Consider the following 14,804-nt stretch of genomic DNA (forward strand, 5'->3'; position numbering starts at 1 on the left):
TAAACTTTACCCCATGGAGTGCCAAATCGTCATCGCCGACCCTGCAAAAAACATCACCGTTTTTGTGCTGGACAAAATTGAAGATAAAAGAAGGCGAGCGGAAGTATCCAAAGCCATCCTTTCGGATCCCAATCTCCATGCAGAGCAGGTAGGCTTTGTCATTCCGCCCAATCGCCTGGAAATGATGGGCGGTGAATTTTGCGGCAATGCAGCCAGGAGCTTCGGCCTCTTTGCTGCCCACGAATCAGGGTTACGCGGAAAAGCGTCCATCCCCATCGAGATAAGCGGCCACCAGGGCAGCCTTATGGTTCAGGTTGATATGGACGAAGGAAAGGCGGAAGTCGAGATACCTCGCCCGTCCTCTTTTGAGACAATAGAATGCCAGGGCCGGCTCCTGCCCGTGGTTGTATTCGAAGGCATCACCCATGTGATCGCTTCCGACCTGAAAGCCTCGGAAGAACTTTTCTGGTCCATAAAAACCCTGATCGGCAATACATGCCCGTCGGCCTGCTCTGCCCTGGGCGTACTGTTTTACAATACCTCCCAGCAATACATAACCCCTGCAGTGTATGTAGAAGCCACAGATTCCCTTGTTTTCGAGTCCAGCTGCGGATCAGGCTCTGCAGCCCTTGGCGCATGGCTTAGCCGGGGCATCCGCGACGGGGATCTCTGCTGCCCAATAAAGCAGCCCGGCGGCATAATCGAGGTAAAAACCTCCAAACGGGAAGCCAAAATCCAAAGCCTTTCCATAGGCGGAAAAGTAAGCCTAAGTGAACGTATGCATATAAACCTGAACGAATTTTCGCCTTTTTAGCAGAATTTCCCTGAATTTATCCCCAAAATTAATGCAATCCGCATCCCAATGCCATATAGGGTATATGAATATACCATTCCTCCCCGGTCTTTTGAATAAAGACATACGCCGCCAGGCCAAGGAAAACGCGGCCCAGGGCAAGCCCCTGAACATCATGCAGGACATCGTGTTCAAGGCCGTCTTCACCGGCCCCGACGAAGACTCCCGGGAAGCCCTGCGGCTCCTTCTTCAGGACTGCATCAGGCGCCCCGTCAAGGATGCCCGGGTGCTCAATACAGAGATAATCCCCGATTACCTCCTTGGCAAAACCGTCCGCCTGGACATCCATGCGACCTTCAATGACGGCGAGGGCTGCAACGTGGAGATGCAGACCGGCGGCGACAAGCGGGTGATCAAGGACCGCGCCCTGGTCCATGCCGCGAAGCTCCTGAGCGCCCAGGCCAAAAAAGGCAGGAAATGGGGCACCATCAACAGGGTGTATTCCATCTTCTTTATGAACTTCACCCTCTTCCCCGAAAGCGGCAGGATACCGCAACGCTATACCATTATGGAAGAGACCGGGCATGCCAAGCTGAACGACACCCTGGAGCTTATCTTTTTCGAGATGCCCAAGCTGGAAGCCTTTGTCCAGGGCTACCTTGAAGGAAAAGAGGACCTAAAGACCTTGCGCCCCGAGGACCAATGGTGTATATACTTTAAGTACAAGGAAAACGAGAGGATGGCGAGGCTCATAGAGGAGCTATGCCAGAAGTCGGAGGGAATCATGCATGCCGAGAGGGTAGCGAGGAAGATAAGCCGCAGCGAAGAGCAATGGGCCCGAACCATATTCTGGGAGAAGGCCGACATGGATTACCACTCAGGCTTGGATAGCGCCCGCGAAGAAGGCATTGAAGAGGGTATTGAGAAAGGCATTGAAAAAGGCCGGGAAGAAGGTCAGGAGAAAGTTCTTGCCCTTTTGGATCCCGATATTGCTGAGAAAATCAGAGCCCAGCTGAAGATGAAATAACAGATTCCTTCTATAATATTGGTGAAAAGATTTAAAGAAAAACCGGGGCCGGAAGGCTGCCGGTTTTTGCTTTTAGAGGGCAGGGTTTACCCGGATCTGGGTAAAAATTTCCATAATAAAATGCCCTTTTTTTTAAGGTTGCAAAAAAAATGCAAGAAAAAATTATTAGAAAAACCATAGTTTTTATAGGAAATATGAGCTAATTCTTTATAATATAAGGAATTACAAAAAAAGTGCATTTCGACAAATTTTCAATAAATGCACAAAAAAACTTGACATATTTTATTTGTACGGTATATAATTGCCCATAAGATAAAGAGGATCATGGCGGCCGTAGGCTGTTTCCCTCTTGTCAAATCCAGGAGGATTCTTTTATGAAGAAAGCCTTAGTTTTTCTCTTAATCCTTGCGGTAGCAGGGGGATTATTCGCCCAGGGTTGGTCCTTCGGCGCCGGTGGTTCTAGTGGTATCCATTTTGTTGACGACAAAGTAAAAGTTGATGGTGATACCTTTTCCGATGATCATTTCATCGGTCTTCAGAATGCGGATGGCGATGCGTATGGTTCAGGAACCATTAGCGCCACCTATGAAGGCACCGAGGGCGGCAAGTTCGTTCTTAAGCTTGGTACCGGGAGCATCGAAGCAGCCTTGGATCTGGGGGATGAAAGCCTCGGGTTCAGCGGCTATCTGATCAATAAATTTCTTACCGATAGTATTTCAGGAACTGTTTCTACTCGTCCTGATTGGGCCTATGCTTGGGCAACTACTTTTGGTGGTGTTTGGAAGATCTATGGTGGTATATTCTCCGGTGATGGAGATGATGGTGCGGTTGCTGATTTCCAGTATGCGGCAAACGAAAACCTTGGTATTATCAATGTTTTTAAGCCCCTGAGCGACATCGATTTGACCATTGGTTTTGGTATTGGCGATAACAGGGATCTAACCGATGGTGATGACTTTCAAACAATTTTTGGCGGGCCTAACTGGAATACTCCTGGTAATGATGGTAATCTTGGCGACTTTTATTTCCCCATTGGTATCACTTTTGTCCAGCCTGAAACCTTCCAGCTTAAACTTGGATATCAGACTGTACCGTCATTGAAGGGTGCAAATGCTGATGATAGTCTGTATGCAGGGCTTGATCTCCTTCTCCTGTCTCCTGTTAAGGTGGGTGTGAGTGTTGAACTTAACCAGCTTGAAGAATATGGCGATATTGGAACCACGACTATTGCAGAATATATCGAAGGGACTGCCCTTGATGGCGATGCCCTGAGCTATAAATTAACCCTTGAAGAAAGGCTTAATAATGCCCCTGATTCGGATCTTGAATTCCTGGCTTATGCGAATGTGGCCTATGCAATCAGCGATTTTGGCGGTGGAACTCTTACTCCGGCTCTGAACATATTTTTCGGTTATGGCGCTGGTTATAATGCAGCTAGGGCTTCCAGTGGTGACTTTGAAACTTCTTATGATCACGACTGGGCTGTCGATACATGGAGTGGTGATTTCCTTGGTTTTGGTATACGGCCTTCCCTTACTTTTGCGGTTGAAAAGGCGTCCTTTACCTTAGCTTATGGTTTAGGCTTAACTTCCAATGATAGCGGACCTGTTAAGGTTACTGCTCTGAACCACAACCTGTATTTCCTTGTTGACATTGCTTTCTAAGATAACCCCTTAGAATAAAGCTTTAACCGGCTATGCAAGAAAAAACGCTGACCTTTGGGTCAGCGTTTTTTTTAGGCCAATGGCTTTGCCGACACACCGAGCTTGCAGGGGGGCAGCGGAATAGACCGGAGCGCTGAAAGCGCGAGGACTATGAAGCGCGGGGGGCTGGGAGATGATGTTCCGGCTACGATGCAAATGCCCGGAAAGCCAGCCCCCCTCTTGTTTTTGCGAGTATGATGAAGATTTAGTTGCTTTGGATGCAACCCGGAACGGGCGGCCTGGCGTCAGGCCGCTTCGAAGCCTGCTTCGGTGACTGCTGCCTTGAGCTTCTCCGGGGTGACGCTGTCGCTGTGGTCTACCTTGGCGGATTTATCCTTAAGGCTGACCTTGGCGGATTTGACCCCTGCTACCCCTTCCAGGGCTTCTTTTACATGCTTTACGCAATGCTCGCAAGTCATGCCTTCAACTTTAAGTACGGTTTTCATTATTTGCCTCTTTATTGAGGATTATATAATAAAAAAGCATTTGTGCAAGGGGAAATTCTTGAAAACATCCGTGCTCTTGGTGTACTATTAAGCGACATGCACAAGCCTTACATGATGCCGGCGGCCATGGCGCAGCCGGATGTTAAAATTCCGGAACCCCGGATTTCTTTGTTCGTTGTTATCCTCTGCAAGCTGCTTGCCCGGCTCTATCTCTTCCTTTTTTATGGAGTGGCCAGGGTGGTCTTGCGGGGGGAGAAGTATCTTTTCGAGGCTTTTAAGCGGGCCCTGGAGGGGAAAAGCCGGTGCATCATTGCCTTCCGGCATCCTAACGGCGGGGAGCCCCAGCTTTTGGCATGGTTCTTCCTCTTTAAGCTCCGCCGCCTTGCCGCCAGGGCAGGCGTAAAATTCCCCCGTTTTCCTCATGCGGTTTTTATATATGGCTATGAAGTTGTGCGCTGGGGGGGCTGGGCGGTCCGCTATGTTATGCCCAATGTGGGGGCTATGCCTATTCACCATTCCAAGGTGGACAGCAAGGGCATGGCAAGGATCTACAAGGCTATCACCGATGGCCCTTATCCGCTTGCCCTGGCGCCCGAAGGCCAGGTTTCTTACACTACCGAATCGGTTCCCCGCCTGGAGCAGGGGGCTGTGCGCATAGGTTTCCATGCCGCCGACAGGCTGGCTAAATCCGGCAGCGATATCCCTATCGAGATCCTGCCTGTGGCGGTGCATGCCCGTTTTGGCCCCTGGGGCAAGCTCACCCTGGCGTTTCTTATCAAGAAGATTGAAAAATTCACCTGCGTGGGCAAAGAGGCAAAGAAGCTTCCCCTTTCCCAAAGGTTCAAAGCTTCACGGGATCATATACTCGCAGTGAATGAAAAGCGTTATCACTTAAAGAGCGATCCTGAGATGCCTTTTGAGGAAAGGCTTGATGCGGTAATCGACGCTGCCATGGTTTCTGCCGAGCATATTCTTGGGGTAAAGTCGGAAGGCGAATTGTTTGCCAGAATGTATTATCTCCGCCAGATTTGCTGGGACAGGATGATACTGCCCGGCGTGAACAGCCTTGATAACCTTACAGGTGTTGAGCGGGGATCTGCGGATCTTTTGGCGGGCGAGGCCTGGCATGCGAGCCGCCATCTTGAGGTGGTGGATTTTTCCTGGTACTTCAGGGTACCCCTGCCCGCCGATGATGCGCCTCTTCACTATGTCGTCGAATATTCCCAGAACCTATGGGATTTCGCGAGCCGCACTATGGGCGGCGCTTATGCCAACCGCATCAGCATATTCCCCAGGCGGGTTATTATTCAGGCTGCGCCGGTTATAAATTTGACTGAACGGCTGCCTTCTTACCACGAAGACAAAAAAGCCGCTATCGGCAAAGCCATGCAGGATTTGATGGATTCTTACCAATACTGCATTGATGAAGTTAACAGAACGGAATGATATTTTGAAAATTATCCGTATATTCATAATTGTCCTTTCGGTGGTATCCATTGGCTGTATGCCAATTAAAACCAATGCTGCAAAAAGCGGAAATGTTGACAGTAAAAGTGTTAATAGCTCGTCAAAGCCGGTTCTGGCTTTAAGCATACTGCCCCAGGATTATTTTGCCTCCCGCATTGGCGGCGATCTTGTGGAGACCCTTGTTCTCGTGGGTCCGGGCCAGAGCCCCCATAATTACGAACCCAGCCCCAGGCAGATGGCAGATCTTGCCAAAGCCCATGCCTGGATACTCTCGGGTACGGAATTTGAAATTTCCCTTAGGCCTAAAATCGAAGATCTTTTTCCGAACCTTTTGCTAATAGACGGAACCCGAGGGGTCAGTTTCCGAAGCATGGAAGAGCATGAGGATGAAGATGATGACGGGGATCGTTCCGGCATAGACCGCCATACCTGGCTGGGCCTTGAGCCTGCAAAGATCATGGCTTTTCATATACGGGACGCCCTCTGCGCCGCGGATAGCAGCAATGCTGCTATTTATCAGGAAAACTGCGAAAGCTTGATTCATGATATGGAAAAGCAATTTGAATCTTTGCGGAATGAGCTTGCTCCGTTAAAAGGGAAAACGGTTTTTGTGTACCATCCGGCTTTTGGCTATTTTCTTGATGATTTTGATATTAGGCAGGAAGCTGTGGAAACCGGGGGCAGGGAACCTACCCCCAGGCAGCTTGGCGTATTGATTGGAAAAGCAAAAGCCGAAAACGTAAAGGTAATATTTGTCCAGGCACAGTTCCCTGTGGAGTCCGCCCGTACCGCTGCCCGCGCTGCAGGGGCAGAACTCGTAAGCCTTGATCCCCTTGCCGGCGACTGGCTTGCAAATATCAAGGTGATGGGCGAAGCTCTTGCAAGGTCTGTGCAAACAGGAGGAAACCCGTGAACAGTGTGCCTATACATCCCATAGGACGGAATATTGCCCTGCGTTTTGAAAAGGTTGCCTTCTCCTATGACGGGGCCAAGGTGCTTGAAGACGCAAGCTTCCATATACATCAGGGAGAATTTGTAGCCCTTGTCGGCCCCAACGGTACGGGGAAAACCACGGCCCTTAAACTCCTTTTAGGGCTGGAGCAGCCCCAGGGGGGCAGTATAGAAATTTTTGGCGAAAAAGTTTCTCATAAAAGCCTTGAGCGTGTGGGCTATGTGCCCCAGCAGCACCAGCTTGACCGGGCTTTTCCCATCACGGTAAGCGAAGTGGTGAAGATGGGGCGCATCAGATCCCTCTCCCGGAAATTCAGCGCTGAAGACAAAGCCGCTGTTGCGGAAGCCCTGGAACAGGTTGAGATTCAAGACCTTGCTTCAAGACCTTACAGTGCGCTTTCCGGGGGCCAGAGGCGGCGGGTGCTGGTTGCCCGTGCCTTGGCCGCACAGCCAAACATACTGATACTGGACGAACCTACTGCAAACATGGACGAGGAAAGCTCCGGGAGGCTTTTTAAAACCTTGGGGAAGCTTAAGGGGAATACAACGATATTGATAGTTACCCACGACTCGGATTTTGTGTCGTCCCTTATAGACAGGGTGCTCTGCATGGAAGAGCGGGGTTATGGCATCGTCCAGCACCGTGTCGAAGATTCTGAAGATGAAGAGGCGTCTTCCCATGGCATACCCAGTTCCAGGGTTATCCATGGCGAGATCATACCTGGGGATAGCTGTTTTGACGAGGCTCGTTCATGAGCGGGTTCATGGATGTGCTCTTAAGCCCGAGCTTTCCCTTTATCAGGAATGCCCTTATCGCAGGATTGCTGTCGTCCATACTCTTTGGGGTGTTGGGGACTATAGTTACTGTGCGGCGCATTGCAAGCCTTGCGGGGGCTGTCTCCCACGCTGTGCTGGGCGGCATAGGCATGGCCCTTTATTTGTCGGCTTCCGGCATTGTGCCCGGTTTTCCACCCCTTGGGGGCGCCATGATTTTCGCGGTGATTTCTGCGGCTGTCATAGGCATAGTATCCCTCAAAGCCAAACAGCGGGAAGATACGGTTATCAATGCTATTTGGGCAATAGGCATGAGCATAGGCGTGCTTTTTATGGCCAAAACCCCGGGCTATACCGATCCCGGGGCATATCTTTTTGGGAACATACTTCTTATATCCAGCCGGGATCTTCTGCTTATGGGGATTCTGGATATAGCAGTAATACTGCTAACCTGGCGTTTCTTCCCCCAGATAGAAGCTTCTGCCTTTGATGATGAATTTGCCAGGGTCAGGGGCGTGCCGTCCGCAGGGGTTTTCCTCGTCCTCCTTGCGATTACCGCTGCTGCCATTGTGCTGCTCCAAACCTTTGTGGGCATAGTCATGGTTATTGCCATGCTCACGCTCCCCTCTGGAACCGCAGGGGCTTTTTCCCGCAGCCTCCCCATGATGATGATATGGAGCTGTATTTTTTCTGCCTTCTTTTCCGCTGTCGGCCTTTTTACGGGGTGGATTTTCGATACCCCTGTAGGGGCCATGACGGTAATCATTGCGGGTTTGGTTTTTTTGGCAGTGTCAGGGTTTAAAATGTCAAGAAACAAATGAGCGGTATTTGAAGATTATATCCGTAAACCCGTGGTTGAGCAGGGGAGGGCTGGGGAAGAACACCAGGTGGCTTGGGCAAGCTTTTTTACCAGCGCCTTTGGCTTTGCAATCCGATGATCCAAAACCTGCAATGGGCTTTCCGCCCAATGCAATTAAATCCCCTGCAAGATCGCATTCCAGGTTCCGAAAGCTTATTACAGGAAATCCTTTGATGCTTTGCGCATGGGGCGTAAGGTAATCAAGGTGCCAGTGTTTTTTCTTGTGTGTTTTTCTCAAGTGGCGGCTTATCCTGGATGAAAGGTTCTTCATGGCTGATCCTGCGTAGACATACCAGCCTTTTTCAAAGGAGATCCGCCCCAGTGATCCGATTTCTGCTTCTGCCTTTTGCGCAAGTTCCAAAACAATCAGGTAACTCCCGCTGTCGGAGGCTGCCAATTTGCCATAGGAAAGATCCATGGGGATGGTGGATGGGCTGACTAATTCTGCCATGCCATCCTCATCGCAGCGGATCAGGGCAGCGTGCGCCTGTACCGGGGCTTCTGTGCCTTTTTCTGCGGGCAGACAGTACTGGCTCAAAGCTGCGGCAAATTGCGGATCGGTGTGGAGGTTAGGGATGAAAATTTTAGGGCTTCCCTGGGTTATGACAAAAAGCACATGGCAGAAATACCCTTCTTCATTCAAACGGGCTAATTCTTCAAGATGCTTCAAAGCCCTGCCGCTGGGTGCATCGGGAAACATGGCGACCCTATGCTCCACCAGTGAGCAAGCCTTCACCTCAACCAGGTGCCGCTGCCCCTGCCTGTCTATGCACAAAAAATCAAAGCGCGACCCGCCCAGTGAGAATTCGGGGTGAATCTCCTGCAAGCCGGGGATTGTCTTTTTCAATATTAATTTTTCTGCTGCCAAATTTGCCCGTGAGGCATAAAGGGGCATTATAGTATCGTTATAACGTATAGCAGCTGCAGTCCAGGCTGTTTTGGCAAGAGAGCCTCCTGCTTTTTGAATGGCCCTCTTTTCCAAAATCAAAGGCACGCCGGGGAAAAGACATTCGGTCAGCCGTCCCGGATTTGGGCAATGGCATTGCAGCTCTTTGCCACCGGACTCTGCAATGATTAAAAACCGGTTAGGCCGCTGTGCAAAGGCCGCCTCCAGATCATTCCTAAAGAGACGAACCTTTTCTTTAATTCTTCACCCCATGCCCTGCAATAACTTCCCACTGGCTTACCAGCATCCCTGCGAACATCAGAATAAAGCCCAGGAGTGTCCATGCCCCCAATGCTTCGTGCAGGATCAGCACCCCGCCTATGGCCGCGAAGCAGCCTTCGAGACAGAGAATGATTGTCGCGTGGGCAGGAGGCGCATCTTTCTGGGCCACTACCTGGAGGGTGTAGGCAATGCCCACTGAGCAGAGCCCGCCATAAAGTATGGGGATAATCCCGGCAAGCACAGCTTCCCACGATATGGGTTCGTGAAGCGCAATGGCCACGATGAGGGAAAAAATCCCTGTCCAGGCAAACTGACCGGAAGAAAGAATCAGGGGATCGATATTCTGCACCAGTTTGTCAATGACAAGGACATGAAAAGCCCAGAAGAGGGCGCTGATAGCGGTGATTATATCCCCACGGTTAATTGTGCCTTCGTTGCCCATAGCGCTGAGGAAGAAAAGCCCTGTCAAGGTAAGGACTGCGCCAATCCATGTGGGGATTCCGGTTTTTCTTCCCATGATAATGCCGATCATTGGCACTAATACTACATAGAGCCCGGTGATAAAACCTGAATGCCCTGTAGTGGTTGTCATGATCCCTATCTGCTGCATGGATGCGGCGATGAAGAGGCAGGTTCCGGCTAACAGGGTGGAACGGAAAAAGATCTTCCTGGTCAATAACTGCTGGGTTGGCTGTTTTCTTTTCCTGAGAAAGAAAATGAGCGGGAGCAAAGAGATGCTCCCCAAAAGAAAGCGTATGCCGTTAAAAGAATATGGGCTCACATAGTCCATTCCGGACTTTTGAGCCACAAAGGCAAAACCCCAGATGCACGCAGTAAGGAGCAGAAGTATATCTGCCCGCAATGCCTTCTTGTTCATAAACTCGTATTATAATGCTAAAAGCGGCTTTTCCTCTAGTGTTCTTCCCGGATAATAGCTTCTATAAAACCTACTGCCCAGAGCTTCTCCGCAATCTGTGGAATCTCCCCGGGTTGGAGACCGGGAAGCACTACCCGGTAAAGGCCGTCTTTGCGGTCTTCATTAGCAGGGTTGAGCCCTGCAGCCTGAAGCTTTTCAATGGCTTCTATTGCGTTTCTCGGGATTTCGTATGCTCCAACCTGGAGACGGTATCTCTTGCCTGCCTGGGGTGTTATGCCCCCCAAAATAGCAGCAGAACCTGCGGACGGAGGCAGCATGGAGACAGGCGCAGGAAGGGTCACTGCGGTTACAGGAGCGGCGATGATCACTGGCACTGCAGGTACAGGCTCAGGAACTGGTGCGGCAACAGGCGCCACGGCAGCGGGCTCGGGAACTGAACCTATTGCATCACTGGAGGCGCTTTCTATAACAACTGGAGCAGTACCGGTGGTTACCATATCCAAAATTTCCGCTGCTGCCTTTGAAATATCCACGATCCTTCCCGGAGCAAAGGGCCCCCGGTCATTCACCCTGACCTTTACCTGCTTGTTATTCTGGGTATTGGTAACTGTAAGGATGGTCCCAAAGGGCAGGCTGCGGTGGGCTGCAGTGTACTGGGTGGAATCAAAGATTTCCCCCGACGTTGTGGTCCTGCCGTCATATTCCGGCCCATACCAGGAGGCTATTCCTTCCTGCCTGAAAGTCCCTGAAGGGGCCTGGGCAGCGCAGAAAACCGCAATGCTAAAGCTCAATATAAAGAGTGTGCTTAACCTTTTCATACTTAAAGTATCGGCATCGCTTTCTTGCAGTTTAATTTGCTTACAGGTCGGTGATGGAAACATCCCCCTGAATTTCCCTCCAGTCCTTGTTAAAATCGCTGACTGCGGACTTTATGACGGAAAGGCCGAAGGCGTCGTGCAGCACAGGGGGCGCTACGGTGATGCCATGGGCGCCTGAAGCCATGGCGTCGGCCACCTGGCGTATATTGCGGAAACTGGCTGCCAGAATTTTGGAATCCATCTTGTCCCTGTCTATGATATGGCGCAGCATGTGTATTGAATGATCCGCGTCTATGTCCATGTTCTTCATACGGTTGTAATAAAGGGCAATGTAATCAGCTTCACGGGCGGCCGCCATAAAGCCCTGCATTTGGGTGTAGATAGCCGTGGCGGTGATGTGTATACCCCGGACCTTAAGATAACCCATGGCCTTGCAGCCTTCCTCGGTGGCGGGAATCTTGATATAGACCTGATCGTCGATTTTTTTGAGGATAGTCTCGGCTTCTTTGATGATGCCTTGAAAATCCTCGGCAATCACCTGGATGTGGAGGGACCTGTCCTTTCCAATGATTTCTCGAATTTTCTTTAAATGGGCAAAAAAGTCGATTTTCCCCTCGGTCTTGAGTATGCTGGGGTTGCTAGTCACCCCGGTAATGGGGAAAACCTCCACAAAACGGCTGATGGACGCTAAATTGGCGGTATCGAGCATGAATTCGATCATAGGCACCTCGCTTTTCGAATTTCTTCTATTTTTTATCATTTTTTGGAAAATTTCAACACTTTCGCTTGACATAAATTTCTATCTGCTGTATGTTCTTATATAAAGAAACGCTTCTATACAAAGAAACAATGCGTTCAATAAGGAGAACCACATGGAATCGACAGTAGGAAAACGGGAAGTCGCCAGGAAAGAAAAGAAGGGACTGCAAATCAGCGATATACTGCTCATCGGTATACTTTTGGCTGCAGGGGCAGTGCTCAAGTTTTTCGTGGGTACGATTATCAACATCGGGATGAAGCCCAACTTCATTATCGCTATGTATTGCCTTATTATTCTGCTGGTCAAACCGGGAATCATCGAGGCCGCCATCATCGGCATTCTGGCTGGGGCCATCTGCCAGTTTTTCCCAGGCCAGCCCTACATCAACTTTGTGAGCGAACTTGCGGGCGCTGTCGCCATGTGCCTCCTTATCAGGATTCCCCTGGAGAAGATCAAGCTGCCCCTCAAAACCGTGGCGTGTACATTCCTGAGCACCCTGGTAAGCGGGTTTAGTTTTATCGGGGTCATGTATTTCCTCTATTATGCGCGGCCCAATATGCTTATAGCAGCCCCCACTCCCCTGGCAATTTTCCTTGCCATTATTTTCGGCACTGCCGCCATCAATGCGGTTATTGTGCAGGTTCTCTACATACCCCTCAAACTTGTATTGAAGAAAGAATAGAGATAGTATTAGCAATGGTTCTGATAAAGGATTTAAGCTTCCGTTACAGCCAGGGTGAAAGGAACGCCCTTTCGGGGATCAATCTTGAGATCCCCGATGGGGATTTCCTTGGGATCATCGGCTCCTCGGGGGCAGGGAAGTCCACGCTTACTTATGCAATTAACGGAGTTGTGCCGCATCATTTCCCCGGTGATTTCTACGGTGAAGCAAGGATTAACGGTCTCGATACGGTGGAGTCCCAGGCGGAGACTATCGCCCGTCAGGTGGGTTCTGTGTTTCAGGATATTGACGGCCAGATGGTGGCATCGGTGGTGGAGGACGAGATACTTTTCGGCCTCGAAAATTTCGGCATACCCCGAAACGAGATCGAAGGCCGCCTCGAAGAAGCCCTTGCGGCCGCGGGTATAGGGGATCTGCGTTATCGCGAGATATCCTCCCTTTCGGGAGGACAGAAGCAGAAGGCCGCTATCGCCGCAATCACTGCGTTGCGTCCAAAGATCATTGTCCTTGACGAACCCACAGGCGAACTTGATCCGAGATCGAGCCGGAAAATTTTTGAATATCTAAAAGAGCTGAACGAAAAACACGGTGTCACCATTATCGTGGTGGAACAAAAGATCATGCTCCTCTGCGAATTTGCAAAACACCTCGCGGTAATGAATCAAGGCGCCCTTGTCAGCCATGGGACGGTAACGGAAGTGCTCCAAAAGCCCGGCATACTCGAAGGCGCAGGGGTCAACATTCCCCGTGTTACCACCCTGGGGAACAGGCTCCGCGAACTTGGCCTTTATTCGGGCGAGCTTCCCCACGATTTGGCCCGGGCCCGGCTTATGATGGAAAAAGTCCTCGAGGCAAAGGGGGCAGTATGAGTATGCTCGCCTTTGATCATGTGGATTTTAGCTACGGCCTCACCGCCTCTCCCGACACTGCCGCAATTAAAGATATTTCCTTTGCATTGGAAAAGGGCGAATTTGCCGCCCTCATCGGCGAAAATGGCGCCGGGAAATCCACTCTCTGCCGTCTCTGCAACGGCCTCTTGAAACCTCTGCGGGGTTCAGTGTTGGCCGCAGAGAAGGATACCAAATCTGTAAAGACCAGCCTCCTGGCGCGTAAAATCGGCTACCTTTTCCAGAACCCCGATCGCCAGCTTTGCCAGAACACGGTGCGGGACGAAATACTCTTCGGCCTTGAATATGCTTTTGCCGATGCCAAGCTCTCATCATCCCGGCTTGAAGCCGAAAAAAACAAACGCTGCGACGAGATGCTGAGCCTTTTTAACCTTGACGGAAAACGCGATCCCTTCGGCCTTTCCAGGGGCGAAAGGCAGCAGGCCGCATTGGCCTCGGTTCTGGCCCGCAAACCCGAGCTTCTCGTGCTGGACGAACCCACCACAGGCCTCGACTACCGGGAGTGCATGAACATCATGGATATAGTTTCGCGCCTCCATGCAGAAGGCACTACAATTCTGATGATATCCCACGATATGGAAGTAGTATCCGATTTTGCGCAGCGGGCTTTAGTCCTCAGCAGGGGGCGCCTTATAGCCGATGGGCCGGTAAAAGAAATCATGAAGAATAAAGAAATACTTGACGAGGCATCTTTGCTGCCTCCCCAGATCGCGGCCTTGGCGCAAAACATGGGTGCAGGTTTTGAAGATGTCTTTTCAGTGGATGACATGATTGCTGGGGTTCAAAAAAGGAAGGCCGAATTATGACAGGATTGCTGGATTATGTGGAAGGCAGTTCCTTTCTCCACCGCCTCAACCCGTTGACTAAAATGCTCTTTGCCTTTGTGCTCTGCGCTTCCTGTTTTATCACAGGGAATTTATACATGGTTCTGGGTATTTTGGTTTTAAACCTCATCATGTCCGCTGTCGGGGGTATCATAAAACGATCCCTCAGGGTGCTCCTTTCGCTGATAAAGCTTTCGATAGTTCTTTTTGTAGTACAGATATTTTTTGTGCGGGAAGGCGACATAATCTTCCGCTTCCCCATGAACATTTATATCACCGACAAGGGGCTTCTTTTTTCCCTGCTTTTTGTGTCACGCCTCATTGCCGCAACCATGCCCCTTACCCTTATGCTTTCGGTTACAAAAATGGGGGATATTTCCAACGCCTTGAACCGCTATCTAAAAATCCCCTACAAATACACTTTTGCCCTTACCACCGCCATACGTTTCATTCCCCTTTTCTCCGATGAAATGGCGGGAATTATCGAGGCCCAGATTTCGCGGGGCGTGGACATTGACACGAAAAATTTCTTCAAGAAGATAAAGCTCCTTCTTCCCCTTTGCGTGCCCCTCCTCATTTCGTCGGTACGCAAGATAGAAGGCGGCGCTATTTCGGCGGAACTCCGGGGCTTCAACTTTCGTACACCCTCGTCGGGGTTTAAACACTATACCTTTGCCCTTAGAGACTGCGGGGTATTTCTTTTCTGCATACTGGTTGCAGGGGCTGCCATTGTGGTATAATTTTATT

At 50.4% G+C, this 14,804-nt stretch carries 16 protein-coding genes; 11 read left to right on the forward strand and 5 right to left on the reverse strand.

Annotated features, from left to right (window positions below):
* Positions 1-13 precede the first annotated feature (13 nt).
* The 3 genes from TREAZ_RS04965 to TREAZ_RS04975 all read left to right on the forward strand — a co-directional run bounded on the left by TREAZ_RS04965 (position 14) and on the right by TREAZ_RS04975 (position 3,484).
* Positions 14-814, forward strand: a complete 801-nt coding sequence (locus TREAZ_RS04965; protein ID WP_015710719.1) for a histidine racemase CntK family protein — start codon at positions 14-16, stop codon at positions 812-814.
* Between the two features lie 64 nt (positions 815-878).
* Entirely contained in the window at positions 879-1,820 is a 942-nt protein-coding gene (locus TREAZ_RS04970; RefSeq protein WP_015710720.1) for an Rpn family recombination-promoting nuclease/putative transposase, read from the forward strand.
* A gap of 374 nt (positions 1,821-2,194) precedes the next feature.
* Positions 2,195-3,484, forward strand: a complete 1,290-nt coding sequence (locus TREAZ_RS04975; protein WP_015710722.1) for a hypothetical protein — start codon at positions 2,195-2,197, stop codon at positions 3,482-3,484.
* Between the two features lie 284 nt (positions 3,485-3,768).
* On the opposite strand, the gene TREAZ_RS04980 is transcribed toward TREAZ_RS04975, so the two are convergent.
* Entirely contained in the window at positions 3,769-3,969 is a 201-nt protein-coding gene (locus tag TREAZ_RS04980; protein ID WP_015710723.1) for a heavy-metal-associated domain-containing protein, read from the reverse strand.
* A 42-nt stretch (positions 3,970-4,011) separates the two neighbouring features.
* Here TREAZ_RS04980 and TREAZ_RS04985 point away from each other — a divergent pair, with 42 nt between their 5' ends.
* The 4 genes from TREAZ_RS04985 to TREAZ_RS05000 are packed head-to-tail and all read left to right on the forward strand — an operon-like array spanning position 4,012 to position 7,982.
* Complete coding sequence (locus TREAZ_RS04985) at positions 4,012-5,415, forward strand: acyltransferase (protein WP_245535094.1); 1,404 nt, start codon at positions 4,012-4,014, stop codon at positions 5,413-5,415.
* Positions 5,393-6,349 (forward strand): metal ABC transporter solute-binding protein, Zn/Mn family, encoded by a 957-nt coding sequence (locus tag TREAZ_RS04990; RefSeq protein ID WP_015710726.1) that lies wholly within the window; start codon positions 5,393-5,395, stop codon positions 6,347-6,349. Before TREAZ_RS04985 ends, TREAZ_RS04990 begins: the two co-directional genes overlap by 23 nt.
* On the forward strand, positions 6,346-7,143 hold the full coding sequence (locus TREAZ_RS04995) for a metal ABC transporter ATP-binding protein (protein ID WP_015710727.1): 798 nt from the start codon (positions 6,346-6,348) through the stop codon (positions 7,141-7,143). Before TREAZ_RS04990 ends, TREAZ_RS04995 begins: the two co-directional genes overlap by 4 nt.
* Positions 7,140-7,982 (forward strand): metal ABC transporter permease, encoded by an 843-nt coding sequence (locus TREAZ_RS05000; protein ID WP_015710728.1) that lies wholly within the window; start codon positions 7,140-7,142, stop codon positions 7,980-7,982. The genes TREAZ_RS04995 and TREAZ_RS05000 overlap by 4 nt, the downstream gene beginning before the upstream one ends.
* Here TREAZ_RS05000 and sfsA read toward each other — a convergent pair.
* The 4 genes from sfsA to TREAZ_RS05020 are packed head-to-tail and all read right to left on the reverse strand — an operon-like array spanning position 7,968 to position 11,604.
* Positions 7,968-9,167, reverse strand: coding sequence for a DNA/RNA nuclease SfsA (gene sfsA / locus TREAZ_RS05005; RefSeq protein WP_043922855.1), 1,200 nt, complete (start codon positions 9,165-9,167; stop codon positions 7,968-7,970). The genes TREAZ_RS05000 and sfsA overlap by 15 nt on opposite strands.
* A complete protein-coding gene (locus TREAZ_RS05010) occupies positions 9,163-10,065 on the reverse strand; it encodes a DMT family transporter (RefSeq protein ID WP_015710730.1) in 903 nt (300 codons plus the stop codon). Before TREAZ_RS05010 ends, sfsA begins: the two co-directional genes overlap by 5 nt.
* A 35-nt stretch (positions 10,066-10,100) precedes the next feature.
* Complete coding sequence (locus TREAZ_RS17310) at positions 10,101-10,883, reverse strand: septal ring lytic transglycosylase RlpA family protein (RefSeq protein ID WP_015710731.1); 783 nt, start codon at positions 10,881-10,883, stop codon at positions 10,101-10,103.
* Between the two features lie 40 nt (positions 10,884-10,923).
* On the reverse strand, positions 10,924-11,604 hold the full coding sequence (locus tag TREAZ_RS05020) for a fructose-6-phosphate aldolase (RefSeq protein WP_201764783.1): 681 nt from the start codon (positions 11,602-11,604) through the stop codon (positions 10,924-10,926).
* 151 nt (positions 11,605-11,755) lie between these two features.
* On the opposite strand from TREAZ_RS05020, the gene TREAZ_RS05025 reads away from it, so the two are divergent.
* From TREAZ_RS05025 to TREAZ_RS05040, 4 genes are read left to right on the forward strand one after another with little or no spacing between them, the layout of a single operon-like run.
* Positions 11,756-12,325 carry a tryptophan transporter gene (locus tag TREAZ_RS05025; protein ID WP_015710733.1) on the forward strand — a complete coding sequence of 190 codons (570 nt, stop codon included), beginning with the start codon at positions 11,756-11,758 and terminating at the stop codon, positions 12,323-12,325.
* Positions 12,326-12,339: 14 nt separating this feature from the next.
* Positions 12,340-13,194, forward strand: a complete 855-nt coding sequence (locus tag TREAZ_RS05030; protein WP_043922857.1) for an energy-coupling factor ABC transporter ATP-binding protein — start codon at positions 12,340-12,342, stop codon at positions 13,192-13,194.
* Positions 13,191-14,039 (forward strand): energy-coupling factor ABC transporter ATP-binding protein, encoded by an 849-nt coding sequence (locus tag TREAZ_RS05035; RefSeq protein ID WP_201764784.1) that lies wholly within the window; start codon positions 13,191-13,193, stop codon positions 14,037-14,039. The genes TREAZ_RS05030 and TREAZ_RS05035 overlap by 4 nt, the downstream gene beginning before the upstream one ends.
* Positions 14,036-14,797, forward strand: coding sequence for an energy-coupling factor transporter transmembrane component T family protein (locus TREAZ_RS05040; RefSeq protein WP_015710734.1), 762 nt, complete (start codon positions 14,036-14,038; stop codon positions 14,795-14,797). Before TREAZ_RS05035 ends, TREAZ_RS05040 begins: the two co-directional genes overlap by 4 nt.
* Positions 14,798-14,804: the final 7 nt, after the last annotated feature.

The sequence above is a fragment of the Leadbettera azotonutricia ZAS-9 genome, assembly GCF_000214355.1.
GTDB lineage: Bacteria > Spirochaetota > Spirochaetia > Treponematales > Breznakiellaceae > Leadbettera > Leadbettera azotonutricia.

Coding starts and splice junctions, on each gene's coding strand:
- TREAZ_RS04965 (WP_015710719.1), top strand. CDS start 14: ATGGAGTGCCAAATCGTCATCGCCGACCCTGCAAAAAACATCACCGTT.
- TREAZ_RS04970 (WP_015710720.1), top strand. CDS start 879: ATGAATATACCATTCCTCCCCGGTCTTTTGAATAAAGACATACGCCGC.
- TREAZ_RS04975 (WP_015710722.1), top strand. CDS start 2,195: ATGAAGAAAGCCTTAGTTTTTCTCTTAATCCTTGCGGTAGCAGGGGGA.
- TREAZ_RS04980 (WP_015710723.1), bottom strand. CDS start 3,969: ATGAAAACCGTACTTAAAGTTGAAGGCATGACTTGCGAGCATTGCGTA.
- TREAZ_RS04990 (WP_015710726.1), top strand. CDS start 5,393: ATGAAGTTAACAGAACGGAATGATATTTTGAAAATTATCCGTATATTC.
- TREAZ_RS05000 (WP_015710728.1), top strand. CDS start 7,140: ATGAGCGGGTTCATGGATGTGCTCTTAAGCCCGAGCTTTCCCTTTATC.
- TREAZ_RS05010 (WP_015710730.1), bottom strand. CDS start 10,065: ATGAACAAGAAGGCATTGCGGGCAGATATACTTCTGCTCCTTACTGCG.
- TREAZ_RS17310 (WP_015710731.1), bottom strand. CDS start 10,883: ATGAAAAGGTTAAGCACACTCTTTATATTGAGCTTTAGCATTGCGGTT.
- TREAZ_RS05020 (WP_201764783.1), bottom strand. CDS start 11,604: ATGATCGAATTCATGCTCGATACCGCCAATTTAGCGTCCATCAGCCGT.
- TREAZ_RS05025 (WP_015710733.1), top strand. CDS start 11,756: ATGGAATCGACAGTAGGAAAACGGGAAGTCGCCAGGAAAGAAAAGAAG.
- TREAZ_RS05030 (WP_043922857.1), top strand. CDS start 12,340: ATGGTTCTGATAAAGGATTTAAGCTTCCGTTACAGCCAGGGTGAAAGG.
- TREAZ_RS05035 (WP_201764784.1), top strand. CDS start 13,191: ATGAGTATGCTCGCCTTTGATCATGTGGATTTTAGCTACGGCCTCACC.
- TREAZ_RS05040 (WP_015710734.1), top strand. CDS start 14,036: ATGACAGGATTGCTGGATTATGTGGAAGGCAGTTCCTTTCTCCACCGC.